The sequence below is a fragment of the Enterobacter kobei genome (assembly GCF_001729765.1).
In the GTDB taxonomy this organism is placed as follows: domain Bacteria; phylum Pseudomonadota; class Gammaproteobacteria; order Enterobacterales; family Enterobacteriaceae; genus Enterobacter; species Enterobacter kobei.
Window position 1 is genome coordinate 1,669,432 of the sequence record NZ_CP017181.1, and the last position, 20,900, is coordinate 1,690,331.

General features: G+C 59.8%; 18 protein-coding genes, 1 tRNA gene and 2 pseudogenes. 11 read left to right on the plus strand and 10 right to left on the minus strand.

Annotated features, from left to right (window positions below; all coding sequences use genetic code 11):
• The first annotated feature begins 171 nt into the window (after nt 1-171).
• Nucleotides 172-259 (plus strand) — tRNA-Ser (locus tag BFV64_RS07935).
• A gap of 54 nt (nt 260-313) precedes the next feature.
• On the opposite strand, the gene BFV64_RS07940 is transcribed toward BFV64_RS07935, so the two are convergent.
• The gene (locus BFV64_RS07940; protein WP_069601897.1) at nt 314-1,171 is read right to left on the minus strand and encodes an AraC family transcriptional regulator; all 858 of its coding nucleotides are present in this window, start codon (nt 1,169-1,171) and stop codon (nt 314-316) included.
• 228 nt (nt 1,172-1,399) lie between these two features.
• Between BFV64_RS07940 and BFV64_RS07945 the strand changes: the two genes are divergently transcribed.
• The 4 genes and pseudogenes from BFV64_RS07945 to BFV64_RS07960 all read left to right on the plus strand — a co-directional run bounded on the left by BFV64_RS07945 (nt 1,400) and on the right by BFV64_RS07960 (nt 6,341).
• Nucleotides 1,400-3,238 (plus strand): DUF2264 domain-containing protein, encoded by a 1,839-nt coding sequence (locus tag BFV64_RS07945; RefSeq protein ID WP_069601898.1) that lies wholly within the window; start codon nt 1,400-1,402, stop codon nt 3,236-3,238.
• Entirely contained in the window at nt 3,235-4,515 is a 1,281-nt protein-coding gene (locus BFV64_RS07950) for an oligosaccharide MFS transporter (RefSeq protein WP_069601899.1), read from the plus strand. Before BFV64_RS07945 ends, BFV64_RS07950 begins: the two co-directional genes overlap by 4 nt.
• A gap of 13 nt (nt 4,516-4,528) precedes the next feature.
• Nucleotides 4,529-5,719: pseudogene (locus BFV64_RS07955) on the plus strand (glycoside hydrolase family 88 protein).
• A 22-nt stretch (nt 5,720-5,741) separates the two neighbouring features.
• Nucleotides 5,742-6,341: a DJ-1/PfpI family protein gene (locus BFV64_RS07960; protein WP_014883278.1), complete on the plus strand. Its 600-nt coding sequence runs from the start codon at nt 5,742-5,744 to the stop codon at nt 6,339-6,341.
• Nucleotides 6,342-6,473: 132 nt separating this feature from the next.
• Here BFV64_RS07960 and BFV64_RS07965 read toward each other — a convergent pair whose 3' ends face one another.
• From BFV64_RS07965 to hpxO, 3 genes are read right to left on the minus strand one after another with little or no spacing between them, the layout of a single operon-like run.
• Nucleotides 6,474-7,409 carry a PDR/VanB family oxidoreductase gene (locus BFV64_RS07965; RefSeq protein WP_014883279.1) on the minus strand — a complete coding sequence of 312 codons (936 nt, stop codon included), beginning with the start codon at nt 7,407-7,409 and terminating at the stop codon, nt 6,474-6,476.
• A gap of 11 nt (nt 7,410-7,420) precedes the next feature.
• Entirely contained in the window at nt 7,421-8,455 is a 1,035-nt protein-coding gene (hpxD, locus tag BFV64_RS07970; RefSeq protein ID WP_014883280.1) for a molybdenum cofactor-independent xanthine hydroxylase subunit HpxD, read from the minus strand.
• Between the two features lie 15 nt (nt 8,456-8,470).
• Complete coding sequence (hpxO, locus tag BFV64_RS07975) at nt 8,471-9,625, minus strand: FAD-dependent urate hydroxylase HpxO (RefSeq protein ID WP_023337051.1); 1,155 nt, start codon at nt 9,623-9,625, stop codon at nt 8,471-8,473.
• A gap of 239 nt (nt 9,626-9,864) precedes the next feature.
• Here hpxO and uraD point away from each other — a divergent pair, with 239 nt between their 5' ends.
• Nucleotides 9,865-10,365 carry a 2-oxo-4-hydroxy-4-carboxy-5-ureidoimidazoline decarboxylase gene (gene uraD, locus BFV64_RS07980; protein ID WP_069601900.1) on the plus strand — a complete coding sequence of 167 codons (501 nt, stop codon included), beginning with the start codon at nt 9,865-9,867 and terminating at the stop codon, nt 10,363-10,365.
• Nucleotides 10,362-10,685, plus strand: coding sequence for a hydroxyisourate hydrolase (gene uraH / locus BFV64_RS07985; RefSeq protein ID WP_023332642.1), 324 nt, complete (start codon nt 10,362-10,364; stop codon nt 10,683-10,685). The genes uraD and uraH overlap by 4 nt, the downstream gene beginning before the upstream one ends.
• Here the strand turns inward: uraH and guaD are convergent.
• Together guaD and BFV64_RS07995 are read right to left on the minus strand one after the other, a co-directional pair.
• Nucleotides 10,665-11,981 carry a guanine deaminase gene (gene guaD / locus BFV64_RS07990; RefSeq protein ID WP_023332643.1) on the minus strand — a complete coding sequence of 439 codons (1,317 nt, stop codon included), beginning with the start codon at nt 11,979-11,981 and terminating at the stop codon, nt 10,665-10,667. The genes uraH and guaD overlap by 21 nt on opposite strands.
• 107 nt (nt 11,982-12,088) lie before the next feature.
• Nucleotides 12,089-13,585 carry an NCS1 family nucleobase:cation symporter-1 gene (locus BFV64_RS07995; protein ID WP_023332644.1) on the minus strand — a complete coding sequence of 499 codons (1,497 nt, stop codon included), beginning with the start codon at nt 13,583-13,585 and terminating at the stop codon, nt 12,089-12,091.
• A 144-nt stretch (nt 13,586-13,729) separates the two neighbouring features.
• On the opposite strand from BFV64_RS07995, the gene BFV64_RS08000 reads away from it, so the two are divergent.
• The 3 genes and pseudogenes from BFV64_RS08000 (at nt 13,730) to puuE (ending at nt 16,137) form a co-directional block, all read left to right on the plus strand.
• Entirely contained in the window at nt 13,730-14,446 is a 717-nt protein-coding gene (locus tag BFV64_RS08000) for a GntR family transcriptional regulator (RefSeq protein WP_069601901.1), read from the plus strand.
• Nucleotides 14,446-15,317, plus strand: a pseudogene (locus tag BFV64_RS08005) (aspartate/glutamate racemase family protein); the annotation flags it as partial. The gene BFV64_RS08000 and the pseudogene BFV64_RS08005, both read left to right, overlap by 1 nt.
• Nucleotides 15,238-16,137 carry an allantoinase PuuE gene (gene puuE / locus BFV64_RS08010; protein ID WP_235611148.1) on the plus strand — a complete coding sequence of 300 codons (900 nt, stop codon included), beginning with the start codon at nt 15,238-15,240 and terminating at the stop codon, nt 16,135-16,137. The pseudogene BFV64_RS08005 and the gene puuE, both read left to right, overlap by 80 nt.
• A gap of 69 nt (nt 16,138-16,206) precedes the next feature.
• Here the strand turns inward: puuE and hpxZ are convergent, their stop codons facing one another.
• The 4 genes from hpxZ to hpxW are packed head-to-tail and all read right to left on the minus strand — an operon-like array spanning nt 16,207 to nt 19,766.
• Nucleotides 16,207-16,593 carry an oxalurate catabolism protein HpxZ gene (gene hpxZ, locus BFV64_RS08015; protein ID WP_045281270.1) on the minus strand — a complete coding sequence of 129 codons (387 nt, stop codon included), beginning with the start codon at nt 16,591-16,593 and terminating at the stop codon, nt 16,207-16,209.
• Nucleotides 16,590-17,987: an AtzE family amidohydrolase gene (locus BFV64_RS08020; protein ID WP_059373456.1), complete on the minus strand. Its 1,398-nt coding sequence runs from the start codon at nt 17,985-17,987 to the stop codon at nt 16,590-16,592. The genes hpxZ and BFV64_RS08020 overlap by 4 nt, the downstream gene beginning before the upstream one ends.
• Nucleotides 17,984-18,172, minus strand: a complete 189-nt coding sequence (gene hpxX / locus BFV64_RS08025) for an oxalurate catabolism protein HpxX (RefSeq protein WP_023332649.1) — start codon at nt 18,170-18,172, stop codon at nt 17,984-17,986. The genes BFV64_RS08020 and hpxX overlap by 4 nt, the downstream gene beginning before the upstream one ends.
• Before the next feature lie 10 nt (nt 18,173-18,182).
• Complete coding sequence (hpxW, locus tag BFV64_RS08030; RefSeq protein WP_045281268.1) at nt 18,183-19,766, minus strand: oxamate amidohydrolase; 1,584 nt, start codon at nt 19,764-19,766, stop codon at nt 18,183-18,185.
• Between the two features lie 144 nt (nt 19,767-19,910).
• Between hpxW and hpxU the strand changes: the two genes are divergently transcribed.
• The gene (hpxU, locus tag BFV64_RS08035) at nt 19,911-20,750 is read left to right on the plus strand and encodes a MurR/RpiR family transcriptional regulator HpxU (protein WP_069601903.1); all 840 of its coding nucleotides are present in this window, start codon (nt 19,911-19,913) and stop codon (nt 20,748-20,750) included.
• Nucleotides 20,751-20,900: the final 150 nt, after the last annotated feature.

Genomic DNA, 20,900 nt, shown 5'->3' on the forward strand with positions numbered 1-20,900 from the left:
GAGCGATTTAGAAGGATGAGCGTTGCCGTGTAACGGTATGTACAAGTGGGAGAGAGCGACGCGGGGATCGTGGAATGAGCGATTTTTTGCGCAGTTAAACGCCAGGGCGTAGAAATAGAAAAATTCCTGCTTTACAAGGCGCTAATAGATGTTTATAGTGCGCCTCACTTTGGAAGCGTGGCCGAGCGGTTGAAGGCACCGGTCTTGAAAACCGGCGACCCGAAAGGGTTCTAGAGTTCGAATCTCTACGCTTCCGCCAAATTCGAAACCCAGGTCGTTATGCGACCTGGGTTTTTTGTTTGTTAAAACCGCCTTAACCGGGAATTCTGGTGCCGGAGTTACTCCGTCGATACTGCAGCGGCGTCTGACGCATCATCTTTTTAAAGCAGGTAATGAAATAGGTCACCTCGCTAAACCCCACTGCCAGTGCAATGGCGTCAACAGGCTCATCGCTGTACCGTAACAGATCGCAGCTGCTTTTAATCCGCCGGGTCAGCAAATATTCGTGGATGCTACCGCCGGTCTGCTGGCGGAAAATGCGTGAGGTATAGCTTCGCGAGAGCCCCAGGTCGTGCGCTAACCGATCGAGCGAAAACTTGCTGCCATAGTGGGCTTCGACCCAGCTCATTATCCGCGAGGCGACGGTCTGCTGGCGCGGCGGGTAGGGCTGCGGCTGCTCGGGCAGACATGTCATGAGCTGCATCACCAGAAATGCCACCTCGCAGGCCTCGGTCTGCGCGTTGTCCTCCAGGCGCTGAAACTGTTCAAGTATTCTCTCAATAAACGCCGCGTGCGTGCTGAGATCGTAAATTTGTGCCGGGAGATTGCTGGCGGCCAGCGAGGCGAAGCGGGCCTGATGGCGCGGAAAGGTGCTGAGCGCACTTTCGACGACCGATTGCGCAATGTGCATGGTGGTGCGGTGGTAGGGGTTCTTATCGCTATGATCAACCTGCACTTTGTGCAAACGGAAGGGCGGGAAGACAAATAAACGCCCCGGACGGGCGGTGTAGTGCTGATTGTCCACCACCACGATGCCATAACCGCTGGAAATATAGAGCAATTCAACGCACTGATGCCAGTGGTAGTAAACCGCGCTGGTGGTGTACATGCGGTTAAATGAAATGGCCTGCCGATCGAGCGTAATGCGTTCCAGCAGTTGCGTTTCACCCATTTGACCTCCAGGACAACAGATTTAAATTTTTAGACCATCATTTGTAATTTATCCCTCTCTCGATCGACAAAATCCAGCAAAAATGAAATGCCGGTTTAATTTTGTGAGTCTGCTCACTCAGCACCGGGAATAAAAGCGGTTACTCTTCATTCAGACGTCGCACTCGTGGCTTTAAAAAGCCAAATAACAATAACTTATCTCTACCCTCGTGTTATGCGGGAGGACCCTGTGCAACCTGAAAATATTCATGTGGATAACCCACTGACGAGCCGTGATGAGGTACTGCGGCTGGTTAACGATATGCTGAACGCGGTGACGCCTTATTTTAAAAAAGACGCCAGCCGCATTGATTTAGCGAACTTTACCGCTCACTACGGCCAGCAGGTCGCGAGCATGGAAACCTTTTCCCGCCTGCTGTGGGGCATCACGCCATTGTTGGCTGGCGGCAGCGAGCCGCAACACTTCTCTTTCTATTTACAGGCGATAAAAAACGGCACCAATCCGCAGCATGCTGATTACTGGGGCGATGTCGGCCCTTTCGATCAGCGAATCGTCGAAATGGCGGCTTACGGGTTACTGCTGGCGCTGGCGGGCGAAACCGTCTTGGCACATTTCACTGAGACGGAGAAAGAGAATCTATGGCGCTGGCTAAAGCAGTGCGAGACCCAGGATATCCCCGATAACAACTGGCACTTCTTTCCGATTCTGGTGCAGGTTGGCTTCCATTATTGTGGCATGCCGACCCATCCGCAGGCGCTGGAAAATCATTTCGCTGCCATGGAGCACTACTATCTTGGCGATGGCTGGTACTCCGATGGTCCGGGCCGGCCGCGCGACTATTACATCTCGATGGGCTTCCATTTCTATGGACTGATTTACGCGAAGCTAATGGCCGATGTTGATCCAACGCGGTGTGCAACCCTGCGCGATCGCGCCGCGCGTTTCTCCTCTGACTTTATCCATTTCTTTGCCGAAGACGGCGCGGCGATCCCGTTTGGCCGTAGCCTGACCTACCGCTTTGCCGAGGCGGCGTTCTGGAGTGCGGCGGCTTTCGCCGGGCTGGAGGTCTTTTCGCCTGGCGTGATTAAGGGCATCGTGCTGCGCCATCTGCGCTGGTGGCTGAAGCAGCCGATATTCGACCGCGACGGCATACTGAGCGTCGGCTACAGCTACCCGAATCTGGCGATGGCGGAAGACTACAACGCGCCGGGTTCACCGTACTGGGGCCTGAAGACCCTGCTGGTACTGGCATTAGATGAGGGCGACGCCTTCTGGCAGGCGGCCGAGCTGCCGCTGCCGCCATTGCCCGCGCAGCACACGATAGCCCACGCGGATCAGGTGGTGGTGCATCAGGCCGATCACCTGTGGATGCTGACGTCCGGCCAGCTGGAGCTGAACAACTTCGTGAATACCGAAGCGAAATACTGCAAATTTGCCTATTCCACCCGCTTTGGCTTCACCCTCGAACGCGGGCGCTACGGCCTGAACCATGCCGCACCCGATTCGATGCTGCTGCTGGCCGAAAAAGATAACTACTGGCGTGGTCGCCGTGAATGCCAGCACGTGGTCACCGCTGACGGCACCATTTACAGCCGCTGGCTGCCGTGGCGCGACGTGGTGATTGAGAGCTGGCTGCTGGCGCTGGGCGACTGGCAACTGCGCGTCCATCGTATCAATACTCAACGCGCGCTGGATTGCGCGGAAGGGGGCTTTAGCCTCGCGAACCGCCCACAGCCGCAGGCGCAGGAGATGGAAAGCGCCTGCTGGTTACGCAATGCCCAGGATGCCTCAGCCATTTTCTGTTTACATCCGCACGCCCGCCGCGGCGAAACGGTGGTGACGCCGCCAAACAGTAATCTGTTGTTTGCCGAGCGCGCGGCAGTGCCGCTGCTGCGCGGTGAACTCGACCCCGGCACGCATTTGCTGACAAGCGCGGTGTGGGCGGGAAATGCCGCAGGCTTCGATCCGCAACACTGCCCGCAGGCCTTCATTAGCGATGACGCGGTACGCTTCGTGATGGCACGACAAGAAACGACGCTCGTTCTGGCCCCGGAGACATCGCTATGAGCACATCATCGTCCGTACGCGCCGCACAGTACAAAATGAGTACCTTTATTTTTCTCTACTTCTTCACCTGGTCATCCAGCTTTGGCCTGTACGCCTTGTGGCTGAGCCAGAAAGTGGGCCTCGATAGCATCACTATCGGCAGCGTGTTCGCCATCAATGGCGTCTTCGCGGTTGTCCTGAAGCCGGTGTATGGCTACATCATGGACAAAATCGGCATGAGCAAGTGGCTGCTCTATTTTGTCTGCGCCATTTCTGCGCTGATGGCACCGTTTTTTGCGCTGGTATACCAGCCGCTGCTGGAAAGCCATGCGATGGCCGGGATTATCATCGGCGCGCTGTATCTGAGCCTGGGCTGGTACGCTGGCGTGGCGGCGTCTGAATCTTACGCTGACCGCTTTAGCCGCCTGTACGGGCTGGAGTTTGGCCGCATCAGAATGTGGGGTTCGCTGGGCTGGGCGATGGCGGCTTCGGTCTCCGGGCTGTTGTTTAACGTCACGCCGCTGGCCAACTTTCTGCTCAGCAGCGGTACCTCGGTACTGATGCTGCTGGTGCTGATTAGCCTCAAAATCGGCGATGAGCAGCTGCGTAATAACAGCGTTATTTCCGCCAATAAGATTGTCTTCGCCGATGTGCTGATGCTCCTGAAAAACCGCAAATTCTGGATGTTCAGCCTCTACGTCGCCGGGGTGGCGTGGATGATGTTTATCGCCGAACAGCAATTCCCGCGCTACTTCGTATCATTCTTCGCCACCAAAGAGCAGGGAAATGCCTGGTACGGCTACCTGAGCACCGTCCAGTCGGGTATGGAATTCCTGATGATGATGTGTATCCCGTGGCTGGTGAATCACTACGGCGCCAAGCGCGGCCTGGTGTTCTGCGGCTGCGTGGTCGGGGCTCGGCTGATCGCCTCCGGACTCACCAGTGACCCGATAGTGATCTCTATCATCAAACCGTTTTATGGCGTCGAGATCGCGCTGCTGCTGATCTCGGTCTTTAAATACATCGCCGAACACTTCCATCGTCGGATTAACGCCACGATGTACCTGCTGGGCTACCAGGCGATGATTTACGTGGGGTCGATTGTGGTCGCCCCACCTGCTGGCTATCTGTACGACAAGATAGGCTTTGAGCATACCTATCTGCTGATGGGCTGCTGCGCCCTGATATTTACGCTGATTTCCGCCTTTACGCTGTCGCGCTGCCAGTCTAAGTGCGATGTCTCACGCCCCTTTGCTCCGGCATTAGATTCCGCCCCGGTTGAACCGGCCAAACATTAATTCAGGAGTTGTTATGACCAAATCTGTTATCACCGAAGCGCTGCGGCCGATCGAACTGCATCAGGTCGATCGCCTGGCCCTGAGCCAGAAGCTGGAAGCGGCGTTAACCCGCGTAACGCGCAAGCTCGACAAAAATATTGTTGCCTTCGGCGATAAATTCCCCGGCGAAGCCTGTGAGAAGGGCGTCTGGCCGCGCACCGATAACGTGGAATGGACCACCAGTTTTTGGCCAGGCCAGCTGTGGCTGGCGTGGGAGATGACGGGCAAAGCGCATTATCGTGACGCCGCCGAGCGCTATTTATCGTCGTTCGCCCGGCGTATTGAGCAGCGTATCGACACGGCAACGCACGATCTTGGTTTTCTCTATTCGCTCTCCTGCATCAGCGCCTGGCGCCTCACCGGCAACGAAGCCGCTCGCCGGTCGGCGCTGCTGGCAGCCGAGCGCCTGATGGAGCGTTTTAACCCAACGGCCAGGATTATCCAGGCATGGGGTGATTTAAACGACCCGGAGCAGCAGGGGCGAATGATCATCGACTGCAACATGAACCTGCCGCTGCTGTACTGGGCCAGCGAACAGACCGGGGATCCGCGCTATGCGCAAGCGGCGACGGCTCACGCCGGACAGGCTGCGAACTTTATCGTGCGGGAAGATGCCTCGACGTATCACACATACTATATGGATGTGCAGACGGGTGAGCCGCGCTTTGGTAATACCCATCAGGGCTACAGCGACACCTCGTGCTGGTCGCGCGGGCAGGCATGGGGCATTTACGGCTTCCTGCTCAGCTATCAGCACACCGGCGATAAGCAGATGGTTGAGCTGTCACGCAGTCTGGCACATTACTTCCTCAACCGTTTGCCGGAAGATGATGTGTGCCACTGGGATCTGGCGCTGCTCGGCACCGACGCCGTGCGCGACAGTTCAGCGGCGGCGATTGCCGCTTGCGGTCTGCTGGAGCTGGTCAAGGCGCTGCCGACGCTCGACGCAAACCGTGCGTATTACGAAGAGATGGCGCTGCGTATTGCGCTGTCGCTGACCGATAACTACCTTGCCCACGACGACGATCCGACCGAAGGGCTGCTGTAACACTCGGTTTATCATATGGGCAGCGGCAAGGGGGTCGATCAGTGCTGTAGCTGGGGAGACTATTTCTATCTCGAGCTGCTGGCGCGGCTGCGACAGATTTGGCACCCGTACTGGTAACCCTGAAGCCATGGAGAGCAAAATGAAAAGCGTAGCCGTGCTATTGGCCCCCGGTTTTGAAGAGGGGGAAGCGATCGTCACCATTGATATCCTGCGTCGCCTGAATATTACGGTGCAGACGATTGCCTGCGGCGAGAGCCGCGAAGTGGTGAGCTATCACGCCATCTCAATGGTGGCGGACAGCACCCTCAAAGCCAGTTTCGATTGCACCTTTGACGCCGTGGTGTTACCGGGCGGCCCGGAGGGCAGCGTTAACCTGGCGAAAAGCGCGGAGGTCATCGCCTTCGTCCGCCGCCACGATGAAATGGGCAAATATATCTGCCCGATTTGTTCCGCCGCCGCCCGTGTGCTGGGCGGTAACGGGCTGCTGAAGGGGCGCCGCTACGTCTGTTCCGGCGATCTGTGGAAAACAGTCAGCGAGGGCAGGTACGTCGATGCCGAGGTGGTGGAAGACGGCAATCTGCTGAGCGGTCGCGGCCTGGGTAACGTATTTGATTTCGCCTTTACCCTGGCGGCGCGATTACAGGGCGATGATGCCCTGGCGCGCGAGCAGGCCAGCCATATTGAGTACGCGTGGCAGGATAGCGATCCCGTTTACGGGCTGGCAAAAAGCGATGTGTGAGTTTCGCCCGGCGGCGCTACGCTTGCACGGACCTACAATGAATAGTGCAATATATTGATATTGTTACGGATTGTAGGCCGGGTAAGCACAGCGCCACCCGGCAAGAAGGGCCGCTAAAATGTTGATGTCGTTTTACAGCCCAATCACCAGCTCCCCCGAATGGCTCCGCGAGCAGCAGAGCGCCACCTGCTGGTTTGTTGCGCCTTTTTCCGCCTCCGACTGCACGCTGTCCCGGTGATCCACCACGCCGTCAATCACCGGCGTCAGGCAGGCGCCGCAGATCCCCATTTCACAGGACAGCGGTACGTCTACGCCGTTTGCCTGTAAGACCTGGGCAATGGTCTTATCCGCAGGCACCGGCCAGCGCTCCCCGGTGGAGGCCAGTTTAACGGTAAAGATCTCGCCGGTTTCATGACCAGCGGCAGGCGCAGCAGGCTGAAACGCCTCGCTGTGAATGTGGGCGTTATCCCATCCCTTCGTCTTTGCCACATTGCGGACTTTCTCCATAAAACCCGCAGGTCCGCACACCCAGGCATGCAGTCCCGCTTCCGGTATGGGGAGATGTTCTGCCAGCGCTGAGCGGGGGCTGAGGGTATGAATGATGCACTCACCGTACTTTGAGAGTTCCTGAACAAACGCCGCGCTTTCGCGATTTTTAACGTAATAATGCAGCGTAAACGGCGTTCCGGCCGCCTTCAGCTGCAGGGCCATCGCAAACAGCGGCGTAATGCCAATGCCCGCAGCCAGGAGTAAAACCCGCTCTGCCTGAACGAGCGGGAACAGATTGCGTGGGGTGGAGATCGTGAGTTTCTGTCCAGGCCGCAGCGTCTCGTGAACGTAGCGCGACCCGCCGCGCGAGGCGGTTTCGCGCCCCACGCAGATAAGATACCCTTCGTCCTCACAGGCTCCGGTCAGGGAATACTGGCGCACCAGGCCGCAGGGCAGGTGTACATCAATATGCGCGCCGGGCTGCCACGCCGGTAGCGCGGCGCCGTTTTCCGCCACCAGCCTGACGGCGAGGCTTTTATCCCCCTCACGCCACAGCCCATCAACGATAACGCTCAACATATTGGCCTCCGTCATACCAGGAAAAATTCGCCGAATCCCATCTTTTTCAGTCCCCGACGGTAGGCAATCGAGCTTTTATCCGCCGGGATATGGGCTTCGAGCGTCAGATCCAGCGGCAGGCTTTCCGGGCGCTGGGTTTCGACCATCAGACGGTCTTCTTCAAAAATACGCAGATTGAAGGCATGCACATCTTCCACCGGAATATGCAGATCGAAGTTGCGCGCGATAGGGGCGAACATCCGGGTCACCCGCGATGATACCGGCGACGCGGCGTTCATAATCACCAGTCGGGATTCCCCCGGGAAATGGATCGTCAGCGTGGCGGTAAACGGCAGATGCATTTCAAAATGACGCAGCCACTGGAAGCCCTCCGGAGCCTGGACGTCTGAACTGGCGGGATAGTTGCTCACGGAACTCCAGTAATCGGCCACGAAACCGAACGGCGTCTCCTGCGGCTGATAGGTGGGAACCAGCTGATTATTGGGATCGGCAAAGGTATCGGTGTGGATCCAGGCAAAGTGCGCTACGTCCAGAAATCCTTCCACCTGGCGACCGGCGAAGCCATTCACCTCGAACGCCGGGCAGTTAATCTGCTGGAATCCGTCGTCATCCCAGTGCGGCATGGCGGGCAGCGGTACCGGATTATCCGGGTCAAAGGCCAGACAGGTCCAGATCAGGCCAAAGCGCTCCTCCACGGCGTAGTTAATCAGGTTCAGCTTCGCCGGAACGGGCTGGTCGGGGCTGGACGGGATACGGTTGCAGCGCCCGTCCTCTCCGAAGCGTAAGCCGTGGTACGGACAAATAATGCCGTGCTCATCGTGAAAGCCCAGCGTCAGCGGCACGCCACGGTGCGGACAGACATCCCGGGCGACCACGACCTGGTCGTTAATCCGGTAAATGACCAGCTGTTCATCCAGCAGGGTTGCTTTAACCGGTGCCGGGCCGATGTCGCAGGCGCGTGCAACCGGATGCCAGCATTTCGCCAGGCGCAGCCAGTCCTCTGGCTCAAAAGTACAGTGGGCGGGTGGAGTCGGTTCTCTTTTCATCGTTGTCCCTCTTGTTCAGCCTAACGGGCCGCCCTGAATGGTTTCGCACAGACCGTTGATGATGCGCTCCCCGGTCTCCTCTTTCAGCTCCTGATACCAGGCCTGCGTCAACGTCATGTCTTTGCCGTGGGTGACGTCGCAGCGTTTGCGCGCCTTCAGCACCAGGTCACGCACCCGGTCGCAGCGCAGCGCTTCGTACTGTCGCAGCGCCAGCGTAATGTTGTGGTTCTCTCGCAGGCATTCGCCCAGCACCACGGCATCTTCCATCGCTGCACAGCCGCCCTGGCCGATATCCGGCGTGGTGCTGTGCCCGGCATCGCCGAGCAGCGCGACGTTGCCGCGCACCAGGGTATCGAACGGTTCGATGTCGTGGATTTCAATCCGGTTAGTGGTGTCAGGATCGAGCGCGGCGATAAGCTTTTGCACCGGCGGCGCCCAGCCGCGGAAGTAGCCCGTAAGATCGGCACGCAGGGTAGTGCGATCTTCTGCCAGACCCGCAGGGAGCGGCACGTCAAAGAAGAAGTAGAAGCGTCCGCCGGAGACGGGCATCAGCGATACGCGTTTGCCCTCACCAACGAAGGTGGTCCACTGGTGCGCCGGGGCAATCTCTTCATCAATCTTCACCAGCCCGTTCCAGTTCACGTAACCGGCGTAGCGGCGCTCCGGCGTATACCCCAGCACATACGGACGAACCGCCGAGTGGCTGCCGTCGGCGGCAATCAGAAAATCCCCGGTTGCCGCGGTGCCATCGGTGAAGGTGACGCTCACGCCCGCGTCATCTTCCCGGACACGTTCGACGCGCTTGCCAAACTGCACGTTATCGCGCCCCCAGAAGTCCAGCATTTCGCGCTGAAGTTCCGCGCGCGAGACGGGGCAGGGACGCCCGCCGGTGCGCTCGACCAGCGGCGCGAGGCTAAAGCGGGTCAGGGTATCGCCGCGCCGGTAATCTTTGTAGGCCATAAAACGCATCGGCCCGCCGTACGTCTCGATGATGTCGCCCATGCCGAGGTGCTGCATGCATTTCACGCCGTTAGGCCAGATGGAGATGGCCGCTCCGACGGGCTTGATCGCTTTGACGGCTTCAAACACGGTACAGTCGATGCCCGCTTTCTTCAGCGCAACAGCGGCGCTCAGGCCGCCAATTCCCGCACCAATAACGATTGCTTTCATGCTTCTCTCCTTTTGCAGGGTGTAAAGCCATTCAGCAATTTGCGTACCAGGCTGCAACGGGGTGAAAACGGCGTTGTGAAGGGCAGGTTTGCACTGCTAAGGTGCGCAGACGCGGTGAGCTTGCCTTTTTTTGAATCAAAAATTTCCAGTTAAGCTATACGGAATCAACTGTTTCACACTCAGGCAAGGAGTGGCGTGGTTTGTGCAATGACCTGAAAGAGGATAATCAAGGAGATACTATGATCGCACTGCACGACTTTAATAGGCTTCCTGAGAAAGAGGCTCTCGCGCGGCTCCACCCCTGCGTGGCGATCCCCGGCTGGGCTGAAGCCCTGGTACGCGGGCGGCCCTATTCCCGCCGGGAAGACGTGTTCAGTACGGCACTGGCGCTGACGCAATGCTGGGATGAGACGGCGTTAACGCTAGCCCTGAGCGCCCATCCGCGTATCGGGGAAAAGCCCGCGGGTTCCCAGGCGGAGGCAGCACTGTCGCGGCAGGAACAGGGCGCGGTGAATGACCGCGATGCTGCCCTGACGCAGGCGTTACGGGAGGGAAACGCCCGCTATGAAGCCCGTTTCGGACGGGTCTTTCTTATCCGCGCGAAGGGCCGCAGCGGAGAAGAGATCTTACAGGCGCTGAACGCGCGGCTGGAAAACAACGATACGCAGGAAGTATTGACCGCGCTGGAACAGCTGCGGGAAATTACGCTGCTGCGGCTGGAAGGAGTCATTAGCGAATGAGCACACTCAGCACCCATATTCTCGATATTTCAACGGGGAAACCCGCCGAGGGCGTGACGGTTCATCTTGAGCGGGACGGGGAGATCATGGCGACTGGCGTCACGAACGCCAGTGGGCGCATCACAGAATTCGTCCCGAACCTGGCAAAAGGCCGCTACCGGCTGGTGGCCGAAATCGGTAAGTGGTTTAGCGACACAGGCCGTGAGACGATCTATCCCTGCGCGCAGATTGAGTTTGTGACGGGAGAATCGGCAGACGAGCATTTCCATCTGCCGTTTGTGATTGCGCCCGGTGGCTGGTCAACCTACCGGGGCAGCTGACCACACCTGCACGCCGTTGACCCAGGTTTCGCTGATGTTGCGCTCATCGCCCAGGGTCATCAGCACAAAGAGCTGCTCGTAAATGTCCTGGCAGCGGCGATTGCGCAGGCGCTGCAGCGGCGTTACGTCCGGGTCGATGACGACGAAATCCGCCTCTTTGCCGGGCGTGAAGTTGCCAATCTTCTCGTCAAGCCGGAGGGCGTGCGCGCCGCCCAGCGTGGCGTGATAAAACGCCTCGCTGGCGCGGAGACGGTAGCTCTGGAGCTGACCCACCTTGTACGCTTCCCCCAGGGTACGCAGCATGCTGAAGGTGGTGCCCGCGCCCACGTCAGTGCCGATGCCCATCCGCACTCTGTGCTGCCAGCAGGCGGGCAGGCGAAACAGCCCGCTACCGAGAAACAGGTTCGAGGTGGGGCAAAACGCCACCGCCGAACCGGTGTCATGCAGGCATTGCCACTCGCTGTGGTGCAGGTGGATGGCGTGGGCAAACACGCTGCGCTCGCCGGTCAGGCCGTAGTGGTGATACACGTCCAGATAGCGTTCATGCTCCGGCCAGAGGTCGTTCACCCAGGCCACTTCGTTTGGGTTTTCGCTCAGATGGGTTTGCAGCCAGGTATCCGGAAACTCCTCTCTCAGCAGGCTGACCGCGGCGAGCAACTCGGGGGATGACGTCGGGGCAAAGCGTGGCGTAATGGCATAGCCCAGCCGCCCCCGGTGATGCCAGCGCTGGATCAGCTCGCGCGTCTGCCGGTAGCTCTGTTTCGCGTCCTCGCTCAGGTAGTCCGGCGCGTGTCTGTCCATCATCACCTTCCCGGCGATAAGGCGCATGTTGAGGCGCAGCGCCTCAGTAAACAGCGCCTCGACCGATTCCGGATGCAGCGTGCAGAACACCAGCGCGGTGGTGGTGCCATTGCTCACCAGCTGGTTAATGAAAAATTCGGCGATCTCTTTCGCGTAGGCTTCATCGGCAAACTGGCTCTCCACCGGGAAGGTATAGGTGGTCAGCCACTCCAGCAGCTGCTCGCCAAAGGCGCCGATCATCTCCGTTTGCGGATAATGCACATGGGTATCGATAAAACCGGGCAGCAGCAGCTTACCGCGCAGGTCGGTGTAGCCCTTGTGGGGGTCAAGATACTGCTCGCCCTCCTGCCAGGGCATGTGCGCCAGAATGTGACCATTCTGAATAAACAGCAGCCCGTCCTCAAGGTAGCGCGCGTGTTCGGCAATGGTGTCTGCGCTGTCGCAGACCTGGGCAATGTCAAAAAATGTACCGCGTATCGCAGTCTGGTATTCCATCATGGTTCCTGCCTTCGTGTTTGCGTAGCGGGGTGAGAAAGCGCAGCAAGAACAGTGCCAGAATGAACGGGCCGCAGTTACGCTGCGGCCAGAGGAGGAGGGAAGGGTTACTCTTTTTGCGTTGCCACGCGGGAGCTGAACGTCGTCGCGCCTGCTGTCTCGCGATCTTCCCGCGCCAGCCAGCGGTAGGTCACGCCGCCGAGGAAGACGCCGATGAACCAGCTGAAGTTCGCCACCTCATGCAGGGCCGGGATAAAGCTAATCACCAGGCCCACGGCAACGGACGGGATCAGCGCGCCGATGGCTTTCGGGTTAAAGCCGTTGCGATACCAGTATTTGCCCTTTGGCGTGTCATCGAACAGGTCGTCAACCGACACCTTGCCGCGTTTAATCAGGTAGAAATCGGCAATCAGTATGCCGAACAGCGGGCCGATAAACGCCCCGAGCACGTCCAGGGTGTAGTGGATTAACTCCGGTGAGTTGAACAGGTTCCACGGGGTGAGCAGGATCGAGCCGACGGCAGCAATCATTCCCCCGGTGCGGAAGCTGATCTTCTGCGGCGAGCAGTTAGAGAAATCAAAGGCTGGCGAGACAAAGTTCGCCACAATGTTAATCCCGATGGTGGCGGTGATCATCGTCAGCAGGCCAATCGCCACGGCCAGATCGTTACCCACACGGCTGACGGTTTCAATCGGGTCGGTGATCATGCGGCCAAACAGCGACTGGGTACCGGAGACAATCACCACGGTGACGATGGAGAACAGCAGGAAGTTAAACGGCAGACCCCAGCGGTTACCGCGGCGGATCTCCCCCATGCTTTTCCCGTAGCGGGAGAAGTCACCAAAGTTGAGCAGCGGGCCGGAGAAGTAGGAGACCACCAGCGCGGTCGCGGTGATCATCTGCCAGGTTTGCTCGCCCGCGGTCAGGGATTTGCTGGCGAGGGTAAAGGAGATCCCGTCAAAACCGGTCTTGTATACAATCCAGCCCGCAAGGGCCAGCATCACTACGTAGACCGCCGGACCGGCGATATCAATGAAGCGCTTGATGGCGCTCATCCCGTGCCAGAAAACCATCGCCTGCAATACCCACATGATGGCGAAGCAGATCCAGCCCAGATGTGACAGGCCGAGGAACGCGCCGGTGGTGAGTGAAGAGAGCGACGGCCAGAACTTCAGTGCCACCAGCATCAGGGCGTTGGCGGCCAGGTAGGTCTGGATGCCATACCACGCAAAGGCGATAAGCCCGCGGATCACCGCCGGAATGTTCGCCCCAAAGACGCCGAACGCCTGACGGCTGATCACGGCATAGGGCACGCCCGCCATCTGGCTCGGTTTTGCGACCAGGTTGGCGCACAGTTGCACAATACAAATCCCCACCAGCAGGCAGAGTAACACCTGCCAGCTTGCCAGCCCGAGCGTAAAGAAGCTCGCGGCGACCACATATCCCCCCATGCTGTGAACGTCCGACATCCAGAATGAAAAGATGTTGTACCAGCTCCAGTTCTGGTCACGCGTGGGTGCCAGATCCTCATTGCAAAGACGTGGGCTGTAAACCGCACCGGAATCAGCGGCCGTACCCTGCTGCGCGTTTTGACTGTTTGGCATGAAACCTGCTCCTGTGAATGAAAACCCGTTGAGTGGGAGTGCAAACGGTGTTGCAGGATCCAGGCCAAAATAATAAATCTTGTATGCAATATTTTATTTTTATGTATACGATTCGATAACGAAAGGTAAAGCACGGAGTGGTGAATGAACAACGTAAATGGCCTGCAGACCGCGCCAGACCTGCATGACAAAGACGAATCCATCTTTCAGGCGCTGATGACCGCAATTGTCGAACATCAGTTGCTGCCGGGGAGCAAATTGCCGGAAGAGGCGCTGGCCGAGGTGTTTGGCGTGAGCCGTACCGGCATCCGAAAGGTGCTGCAACGACTCGCCGCTGTGCAAATGGTCACCTTAACGCCCAAACGTGGTGCACACGTCGCCAGCCCGACGGTAGAAGAGGCGCGGCACATCTTCCGCACCCGCGCGCTGCTGGAGGTCGCTAATCTGCCGGACGTGCTGGCCCACTGCCAGCCGCCGCATCTGGCAGCACTGGAGGCCATTATTCGTCAGGAGCAGCAGGCGCACGAGGCCTATGACGGCCCGGCGGCGATCCGCCACTCCGCCAATTTTCACATTCAGCTACAGGCCATCTCCGGCAACCAGGTGCTGACGGAGATGGTGACCGGCCTGAGCCAGCGTTCATCGCTGGTGATTGCCACCTGGGGCGCGCCGTGGCGGCAGGGCTGTCGCTGCAACGATCACGAACAGCTGGTGGATCTGCTGCGCCAGAAGGCGCTCCAGCCGCTTAGCGAGGCCTTAATGCACCATTTTGAACATATCGTCGCCAGCCTCAGCTTCGAGCGGGCGGGCGAGTGTCTGCCTGATTTTGCCCGGCTGTTTGCCGGCCACAAGGAGTCGTAATGTCGTCTGTCTGTATACAAGTGATCAACCCCAACACCAGCCTCGCCATGACGGAAACCATCGGTGCGGCAGCCCGTGCGGTGGCTGCACCGGGAACGGAAATCCTCGCGGTCTGCCCGACCGCAGGCGTGCCGTCCATCGAAGGCCACTTTGACGAGGCCATTGCTGCCGTGGGCGTTCTCGAACAGGTCAAACTCGGCAGACAGCAGGGCGTGGATGGTCACGTTATTGCCTGCTTTGGCGACCCGGGTCTGCTGGCGGCGCGCGAGCTGGCCCAGGGGCCGGTGGTAGGGATTGCTGAAGCCGCCATGCATATGGCGACGCTGGTGGCGACGCGCTTTTCGGTGGTCACCACGCTGCCGCGCACGTTGATTATCGCCCGCCATCTGCTGCATCAGTATGGCTTTCAGGACCACTGCGCGGCGCTGCATGCCATCGATCTCCCGGTGCTGGCGCTGGAAGACGGCAGCGGCCTGGCGCAGGAAAAGGTGCGCGCGCGCTGTATACAGGCGCTGAAAGAGGATGGCTGCGGGGCCATCGTGCTGGGCTGCGGCGGCATGGCGACGCTGGCGCAGGAGCTGACGCGCGAACTGCGCGTGCCGGTTATCGACGGCGTCAGCGCGGCGGTGAAGATGGTGGAGTCGCTGGTGGCGCTGGGGCTGTCGACCAGCAAGAACGGGGATCTGGCCTTCCCGGAAAATAAAGCGTTAAGCGGACAATTTCAGGCACTGAATCCATTTTAATTTTTGGGGGTGGCAATGGGGACTTTTGAACAGGATTACCCGCGCGATCTGCGCGGTTACGCAGGCAACCCACCGCACGCGCGGTGGCCGAATCAGGCGCGCATCGCCGTGCAGTTTATACTCAATTACGAGGAAGGAGCGGAAAACCACGTTCTGCACGGCGATGCCGGATCCGAGCAGTTCCTGTCGGACATCATCGGTGCCGCAAGCTACCCGGACAGGCACATGTCGATGGACTCGCTCTACGAATACGGCAGCCGCGCCGGGTTCTGGCGCATCCACACTGAATTTCAAAAACGCGGTCTGCCGCTGACGGTCTTTGGCGTAGCGATGGCGCTGGCGCGTCATCCGGAAATCGTCGAAGCGATTAAAGCGGCGGATTATGACGTGGTCAGCCACGGCTGGCGCTGGATCCACTATCAGCATATGGACATCGCCCAGGAACGCGAGCATCTGCATAAAGCGGTGCACGTGCTGACCGATCTGTTTGGCAAACCGCCCACAGGCTGGTACACCGGGCGCGATAGCCCCAACACGCGCCAGCTGGTCGTGGAGCATGGCGGCTTCGACTACGACAGCGACTACTATGGCGATGACTTACCCTTCTGGACGGAAGTGGCCTGTAGCGACGGGACCCGTAAACCGCACCTGATTGTGCCCTATACGCTGGATGCTAACGATATGCGCTTTGCCACCGCGCAGGGGTTTAACACCGCCGAGCAGTTTTATACGTATCTGAAGGACAGTTTTGACGTGCTGTACGAGGAGGGGGAGCGCGCGCCGAAAATGATGTCTATTGGCATGCACTGCCGCCTGCTGGGGCGGCCGGGGCGTTTTCGCGCGCTGCAGCGGTTCCTGGATTACGTGCAGCAGCATGAGCAGGTGTGGGTCTGTACCCGCCAGCAGATTGCCGACCACTGGCGGGAGGTGCATCCGTTTCTGAAATAATTGTGCGATGTTTTGCCGGGTGGCGGCTGCGCCTTACCCGGCCTACAGGACGTCGCCTGCCCGGTCGCGTTATGACATCAAACTCACCTGCGCCGCCACGATCCGCCACCCACAGGCAAACCGCACCCATGTTTGCTGCTGGCGGCCGATGCGTTCGCTGCCTTCACGGGTAAACTCGGTACTGCACACGGCATAATTCTCCCCGAAGGTGGTGATGACGGTGTGACGCAACGTTCGCGCCAGCCCGGCTGACGGGCGCGCCGCACGAAAGGCGCGGATTTCATCAATGCCGTACAGGTTTTCACCTGCCCCCAGACGCACCGTATTTTTGTCGTGCCAGAACAGTTCATCCAGCACGGCAATGTTGTTGCTCACCAGCGCATCTTCATAGCGGTAAAACACCGCCGTCACTTCGGCTACCACCCACGGCAGGTTAATATCATCGTGATTGATCATGCCGCCACCTCCGCCGGGCGGGCATCGGTGATGCCACTCTCTTCCAGCACGCGCGCGACGCGCAGGCAGGCCTGCTCGTTAAACGGCGCGGCAATCAGCTGCAGGCCAATCGGCATACCCCGGGCGGTGCGTAGCGGAACGGTGGTCACCGGCAAACCCAGGAACGAAATCGGTTGAGTGAGCATGCCCATGCTGGCGCGAATGGGCAGCGGCTGACCGTTAATCTCCATGGTTTGCTCACCGATCCGCGTGGCGCTACGCGGCGTTGCGGGGGCGATCAGGACATCGGCTTGTTCAAACAAGGCGTTGAACGCCTGACGCGCCTGAGCGCGAAACCGCTGGGCCTGAATATACCAGGCGGAAGGGATCATCGCGCCTGCCAGAAGCCGTTCGCGGGAATGGGGTTCAAAACGCTCAGGCTCGCGGCGAAGCGCGGGCAGGTACTGGTTACCCCCTTCCGAGGCGCTGGTGATAAACGCCGCGGAGCGCGCCAGCCCGGCGTCGGGGAACTGCAGCTCGTCCTGCACGTCGAGGGCCTTCGCCACCCGCGCCACGGCGTCCCGGGCCTCCGCGTCGCACCAGGTGGTGAAGTAGCCGCCAAGCACCGCACAGCGCAGGCCGTCCAGACCGCGTTCGAGCAGGGGACGCGTCTCCTCGCGCGAGCGTTCTGCCTGAAAACCGTCGCGGGTATCGCGCCCCTGAAGCGCGTCGTACACCGACGCCAGATCGCACACGCGGCGCGCAAAGGGTCCGATATGATCCAGACTCGCGACAAACGGATGGCTACCGGATCGCGACAGGCGGCCAAAGGTGGGTTTCAGGCCATAAATCCCGCACAGGGATGCCGGAACGCGAATGGAGCCGTTGGTGTCGGTGCCGAGCGAAAAATGCACCAGCCCGGCGGCCACGGCGGCGGCTGAACCGCCGGACGAACCGCCCGCGATGCGCGTCAGGTCGTGCGGGTTATGCGTCGCGCCGTAGTGGCTGTTTTCGGTGGTAAAGCCGTAGGCGTAGGCATCCATATTCACCATCCCGGTCAGTAACCCGCCCGCGCTACGCAGCTGACGTACGGCAAAACTGTCAGTGGCCGCGGGAGGGCGCTGGCTGAACAGCTCGGCCCCGGCGAGGGTAGTATGCCCGGCAACGTCAAACAGGTTTTTCACCGCATAGGGCACGCCCGCCAGCGGTGGCAGGGGGCGCTTTTCGCGGCGCAGGGTGTCGATATTCGCGGCCTCGGCGAGCATGCGCGCTTCCGTCACGGCGGTCCAGGCGTTGATCTGCGGGTTCACGCGCGCTATCGCCTCCAGCGTCTGACGGGCAATCTCATGGGCGCTCAGCTCGCCCGCACTCAGCGCCTGCTGGATTGCGCTGATACTCATCTCGTGTAGCGTCATGCTTTATACACTCCTGCAATCTCCAGACGGTCATCGAGCGGCAGCGCCATCAATGGAGCGGCCATGCTGGCAATGCGGCTGAACTGTACCTGCAGCTCGGCGCGGCGGGCATCATCCAGCGTCACGCCAAGAACGGTCTCCATTTGCGCGAGATAGGCATGCCAGTCGGGTTGTTGTGTCGTCATTATTCTCTCCTCAAAATCCGGCGGCCGCGCCGTTGCTGCGCGGATCAAACGCCCCTTCAAACAGCCCGTTGGGGTGGCGAACAATCGCCCCCGCGTGGCCCATGGCTTCACTGAAGTCCGGGCAGATCTCCACGTCGTGTCCACGCGCCCTGAGCTGTGACACGGTCTCATCCGAAAAGCGTCCTTCCAGTTTTAACGTGTCCGACGTTTGTCCCCAGGTACGCCCCAGCAGCCAGCGCGGGCGAGCGATGCTCTCCTGCAGGGGCGCACCCTGGACCACATAGCGGGTAAACAGCGTGGCCTGCGTTTGCGGCTGTCCATCGCCGCCCATCGAGCCATAGACCATCACGCGCCCGTCCTTGAGGCGCGCCGCCGCCGGGTTCAGGGTGTGGAAAGGCTGTTTGCCCGGCGCGAGGGCCAGAAGATGACTGGGGTCGAGACTGAACGATGCGCCCCGGTTCTGCCAGACGATGCCGGTATCGGGCAGTACCACGCCGCTGCCAAATTCGTGATAAATACTCTGGATAAACGACACGGCAAGCCCGCTGTTATCCATCACGCCCATCCACACCGTATCGCCGGGACCTTTGCCGGTGCCCCACGGCGCGGCACGGCTGTCGTCAACCCTGTCGGCAAGCGCCTGAAGGGCGGTGGGTGCCAGCAGTGCCTGAATATCCGTTTTCAGCTCGCGCGGATCGGTAATGTGCGCATCGCGCAGGCCAAAGGCCAGCTTGGTGGCTTCAACAATGCGGTGAATCGTCCCCGCATCGTCAGCCTCCGCCATATTCAGGCGGTCTGTGATGCCGAGTATCGCCAGCGACACCAGCCCCTGGGTCGGCGGGGCGTGGTTATAAATTTCTCCCTGCTGATGCTGCAACTTCAGCGGCGAGGTACGCCGGGCGACGTGGGCGTGTAGATCGGCCAGCGTGACCGGCAGGCCCAGCGTCTCCATACCCTGCGCCAGCACCTCCGCCAGCGGGCCGCGATAAAAACTGTCCAGACCGTCTTCCACCAGGCGCGAAAGGGTCGTGGCCATGGCGGGCTGGTAAAAACGGCTCCCGACCGGCGGTGGCTTGCCGTCCACCAGCCAGGTTTCGGCAAAGCCGGGAACGTCCTTTAGCTCGTCAAATTTACTGGCGGTGGCATGCGCCTGTGACGCCGTGACCGGGGTACCGTTTTGCGCGTACTCAATGGCGTCGGCCAGCAGGCGGGACAGCGGCAGCGCCTTGCCCGTCATCTCGCGCGAGACCTTCAGCGCCTCGTCCCAGCCGCTCACCGTGCCGGCAACGGTCAGCGCCGCCTGAGGGCCGCGATGGGGGATATGCGGGAGCCCGTCGTAGGCCGCGAGCGTCGCGCGCGATCCCGCCGCACCGCTGGCATCAATGGCGATCGGATCCCCTTCCGGCGGCACGATAAGCCAGAAGCCATCGCCACCCAGCCCGTTCATGTGCGGGTAAACTACGGCAATGGTGGCCGCCGCCGCGACCATGGCTTCTATCGCGCTGCCGCCTTCGCGCAGGACGGCCAGCGCACTCTGGCTGGCAAGGTGGTGGGGGGCAACAGCCATCCCGTGTGTGGAGACATTACTTTGCATGAAGCGTCCTCATAACCCTTAAAGTCACAAGGTGCTGCAAAAGCTGTTCCAGTTCTGAATAAAAAGTTTCATGCCAGTTGCCGCAGAAGCTGGCATGCTTAATGAATAGTGAGTATGAGATGAAACAAACGTTACAGAGGCGTTATGGAACAGCTTGATGAACGACTGAAAGCGCAATACCCGTCACTGTCGCCGCAGGAGCAGCGGGTGGCGGATTTCATTTTCGATCATTTTGACGACCTTATTAGCTATAACAGTGCCGAGCTGGCGCAGCTGAGCGGGGTATCGAAAGCCACGGTGAGCCGTCTGTTCAAGCGTCTGGGCTATGAGAAGTATAAAGAGATGCGTGACGAGCTGCGCACCCTGCGTCAGAGCGGGATGCCGCTTACCGATAACCGCGACGCGGTGCAGGGCAATACGCTACTGGCGCGCCATTATAAGCAGGAGATGGCGAACCTGACCCAGTGTGTCAATGCTCTCGATGCTCAGCAGTTTGCCGACGCCATGGCCTGTATGGTGAAGGCGCGGCGCATTGTCATTATTGGCATGCGTAACGCCTATCCCGCGGCGCTCCACCTGCGCCAGCAGCTGCTGCAGGCGCGGGGTCAGGTGCTGGTGCTCCCTCAGCCAGGCCAGAGCCTGAGCGAAGAACTGGTGGATTTAACCCCTCACGATCTGGTGGTGATGATGGCCTTTCGCCGCCGTCCGCGCATTATCCGCCCGCTGATGCAGCAGCTTCAGAGTAGCGGTATTCCGGTGCTGCTGATGTGCGAGCCGCAGGCGCACAGCCTGTTTCCGCTGGCGAGCTGGCAGCTCTGCGCCCCGCTGGACAGCGTTTCGGCCTATGACAGCTATTCCTCGGTCAACAGCCTCATCAACCTGCTGGCGAATGCCTTCCTGCATGACAGTCTCGATAAAGGCCGTCCGCGCATTCACGAGATTGCTTCCCTTTATCAGCAGCTGGACGAACTCGAACAACGATAATGGGGCGTCAGACTGGTGCTTTGCATTGAAATGGTGCAACGTGGCGGGGCGTGAACATCCTCAATTTTTCGCTCCGTCCGCATTTTATCAGGCTTTATAAGAATATCCCCCGTTTCGCCTCACCTGGCACATTAGTTGCAAAATCACATT

What these genes read in the sequence shown, in the direction of transcription:
- BFV64_RS07940 (WP_069601897.1), bottom strand. Translation starts at nt 1,171, where the DNA reads ATGGGTGAAACGCAACTGCTGGAACGCATTACGCTCGATCGGCAGGCC.
- BFV64_RS07950 (WP_069601899.1), top strand. Translation starts at nt 3,235, where the DNA reads ATGAGCACATCATCGTCCGTACGCGCCGCACAGTACAAAATGAGTACC.
- BFV64_RS07960 (WP_014883278.1), top strand. Translation starts at nt 5,742, where the DNA reads ATGAAAAGCGTAGCCGTGCTATTGGCCCCCGGTTTTGAAGAGGGGGAA.
- BFV64_RS07965 (WP_014883279.1), bottom strand. Translation starts at nt 7,409, where the DNA reads ATGTTGAGCGTTATCGTTGATGGGCTGTGGCGTGAGGGGGATAAAAGC.
- hpxD (WP_014883280.1), bottom strand. Translation starts at nt 8,455, where the DNA reads ATGAAAAGAGAACCGACTCCACCCGCCCACTGTACTTTTGAGCCAGAG.
- hpxO (WP_023337051.1), bottom strand. Translation starts at nt 9,625, where the DNA reads ATGAAAGCAATCGTTATTGGTGCGGGAATTGGCGGCCTGAGCGCCGCT.
- uraD (WP_069601900.1), top strand. Translation starts at nt 9,865, where the DNA reads ATGATCGCACTGCACGACTTTAATAGGCTTCCTGAGAAAGAGGCTCTC.
- uraH (WP_023332642.1), top strand. Translation starts at nt 10,362, where the DNA reads ATGAGCACACTCAGCACCCATATTCTCGATATTTCAACGGGGAAACCC.
- guaD (WP_023332643.1), bottom strand. Translation starts at nt 11,981, where the DNA reads ATGGAATACCAGACTGCGATACGCGGTACATTTTTTGACATTGCCCAG.
- BFV64_RS07995 (WP_023332644.1), bottom strand. Translation starts at nt 13,585, where the DNA reads ATGCCAAACAGTCAAAACGCGCAGCAGGGTACGGCCGCTGATTCCGGT.
- BFV64_RS08000 (WP_069601901.1), top strand. Translation starts at nt 13,730, where the DNA reads ATGAACAACGTAAATGGCCTGCAGACCGCGCCAGACCTGCATGACAAA.
- hpxZ (WP_045281270.1), bottom strand. Translation starts at nt 16,593, where the DNA reads ATGATCAATCACGATGATATTAACCTGCCGTGGGTGGTAGCCGAAGTG.
- BFV64_RS08020 (WP_059373456.1), bottom strand. Translation starts at nt 17,987, where the DNA reads ATGACGCTACACGAGATGAGTATCAGCGCAATCCAGCAGGCGCTGAGT.
- hpxX (WP_023332649.1), bottom strand. Translation starts at nt 18,172, where the DNA reads ATGACGACACAACAACCCGACTGGCATGCCTATCTCGCGCAAATGGAG.
- hpxW (WP_045281268.1), bottom strand. Translation starts at nt 19,766, where the DNA reads ATGCAAAGTAATGTCTCCACACACGGGATGGCTGTTGCCCCCCACCAC.
- hpxU (WP_069601903.1), top strand. Translation starts at nt 19,911, where the DNA reads ATGGAACAGCTTGATGAACGACTGAAAGCGCAATACCCGTCACTGTCG.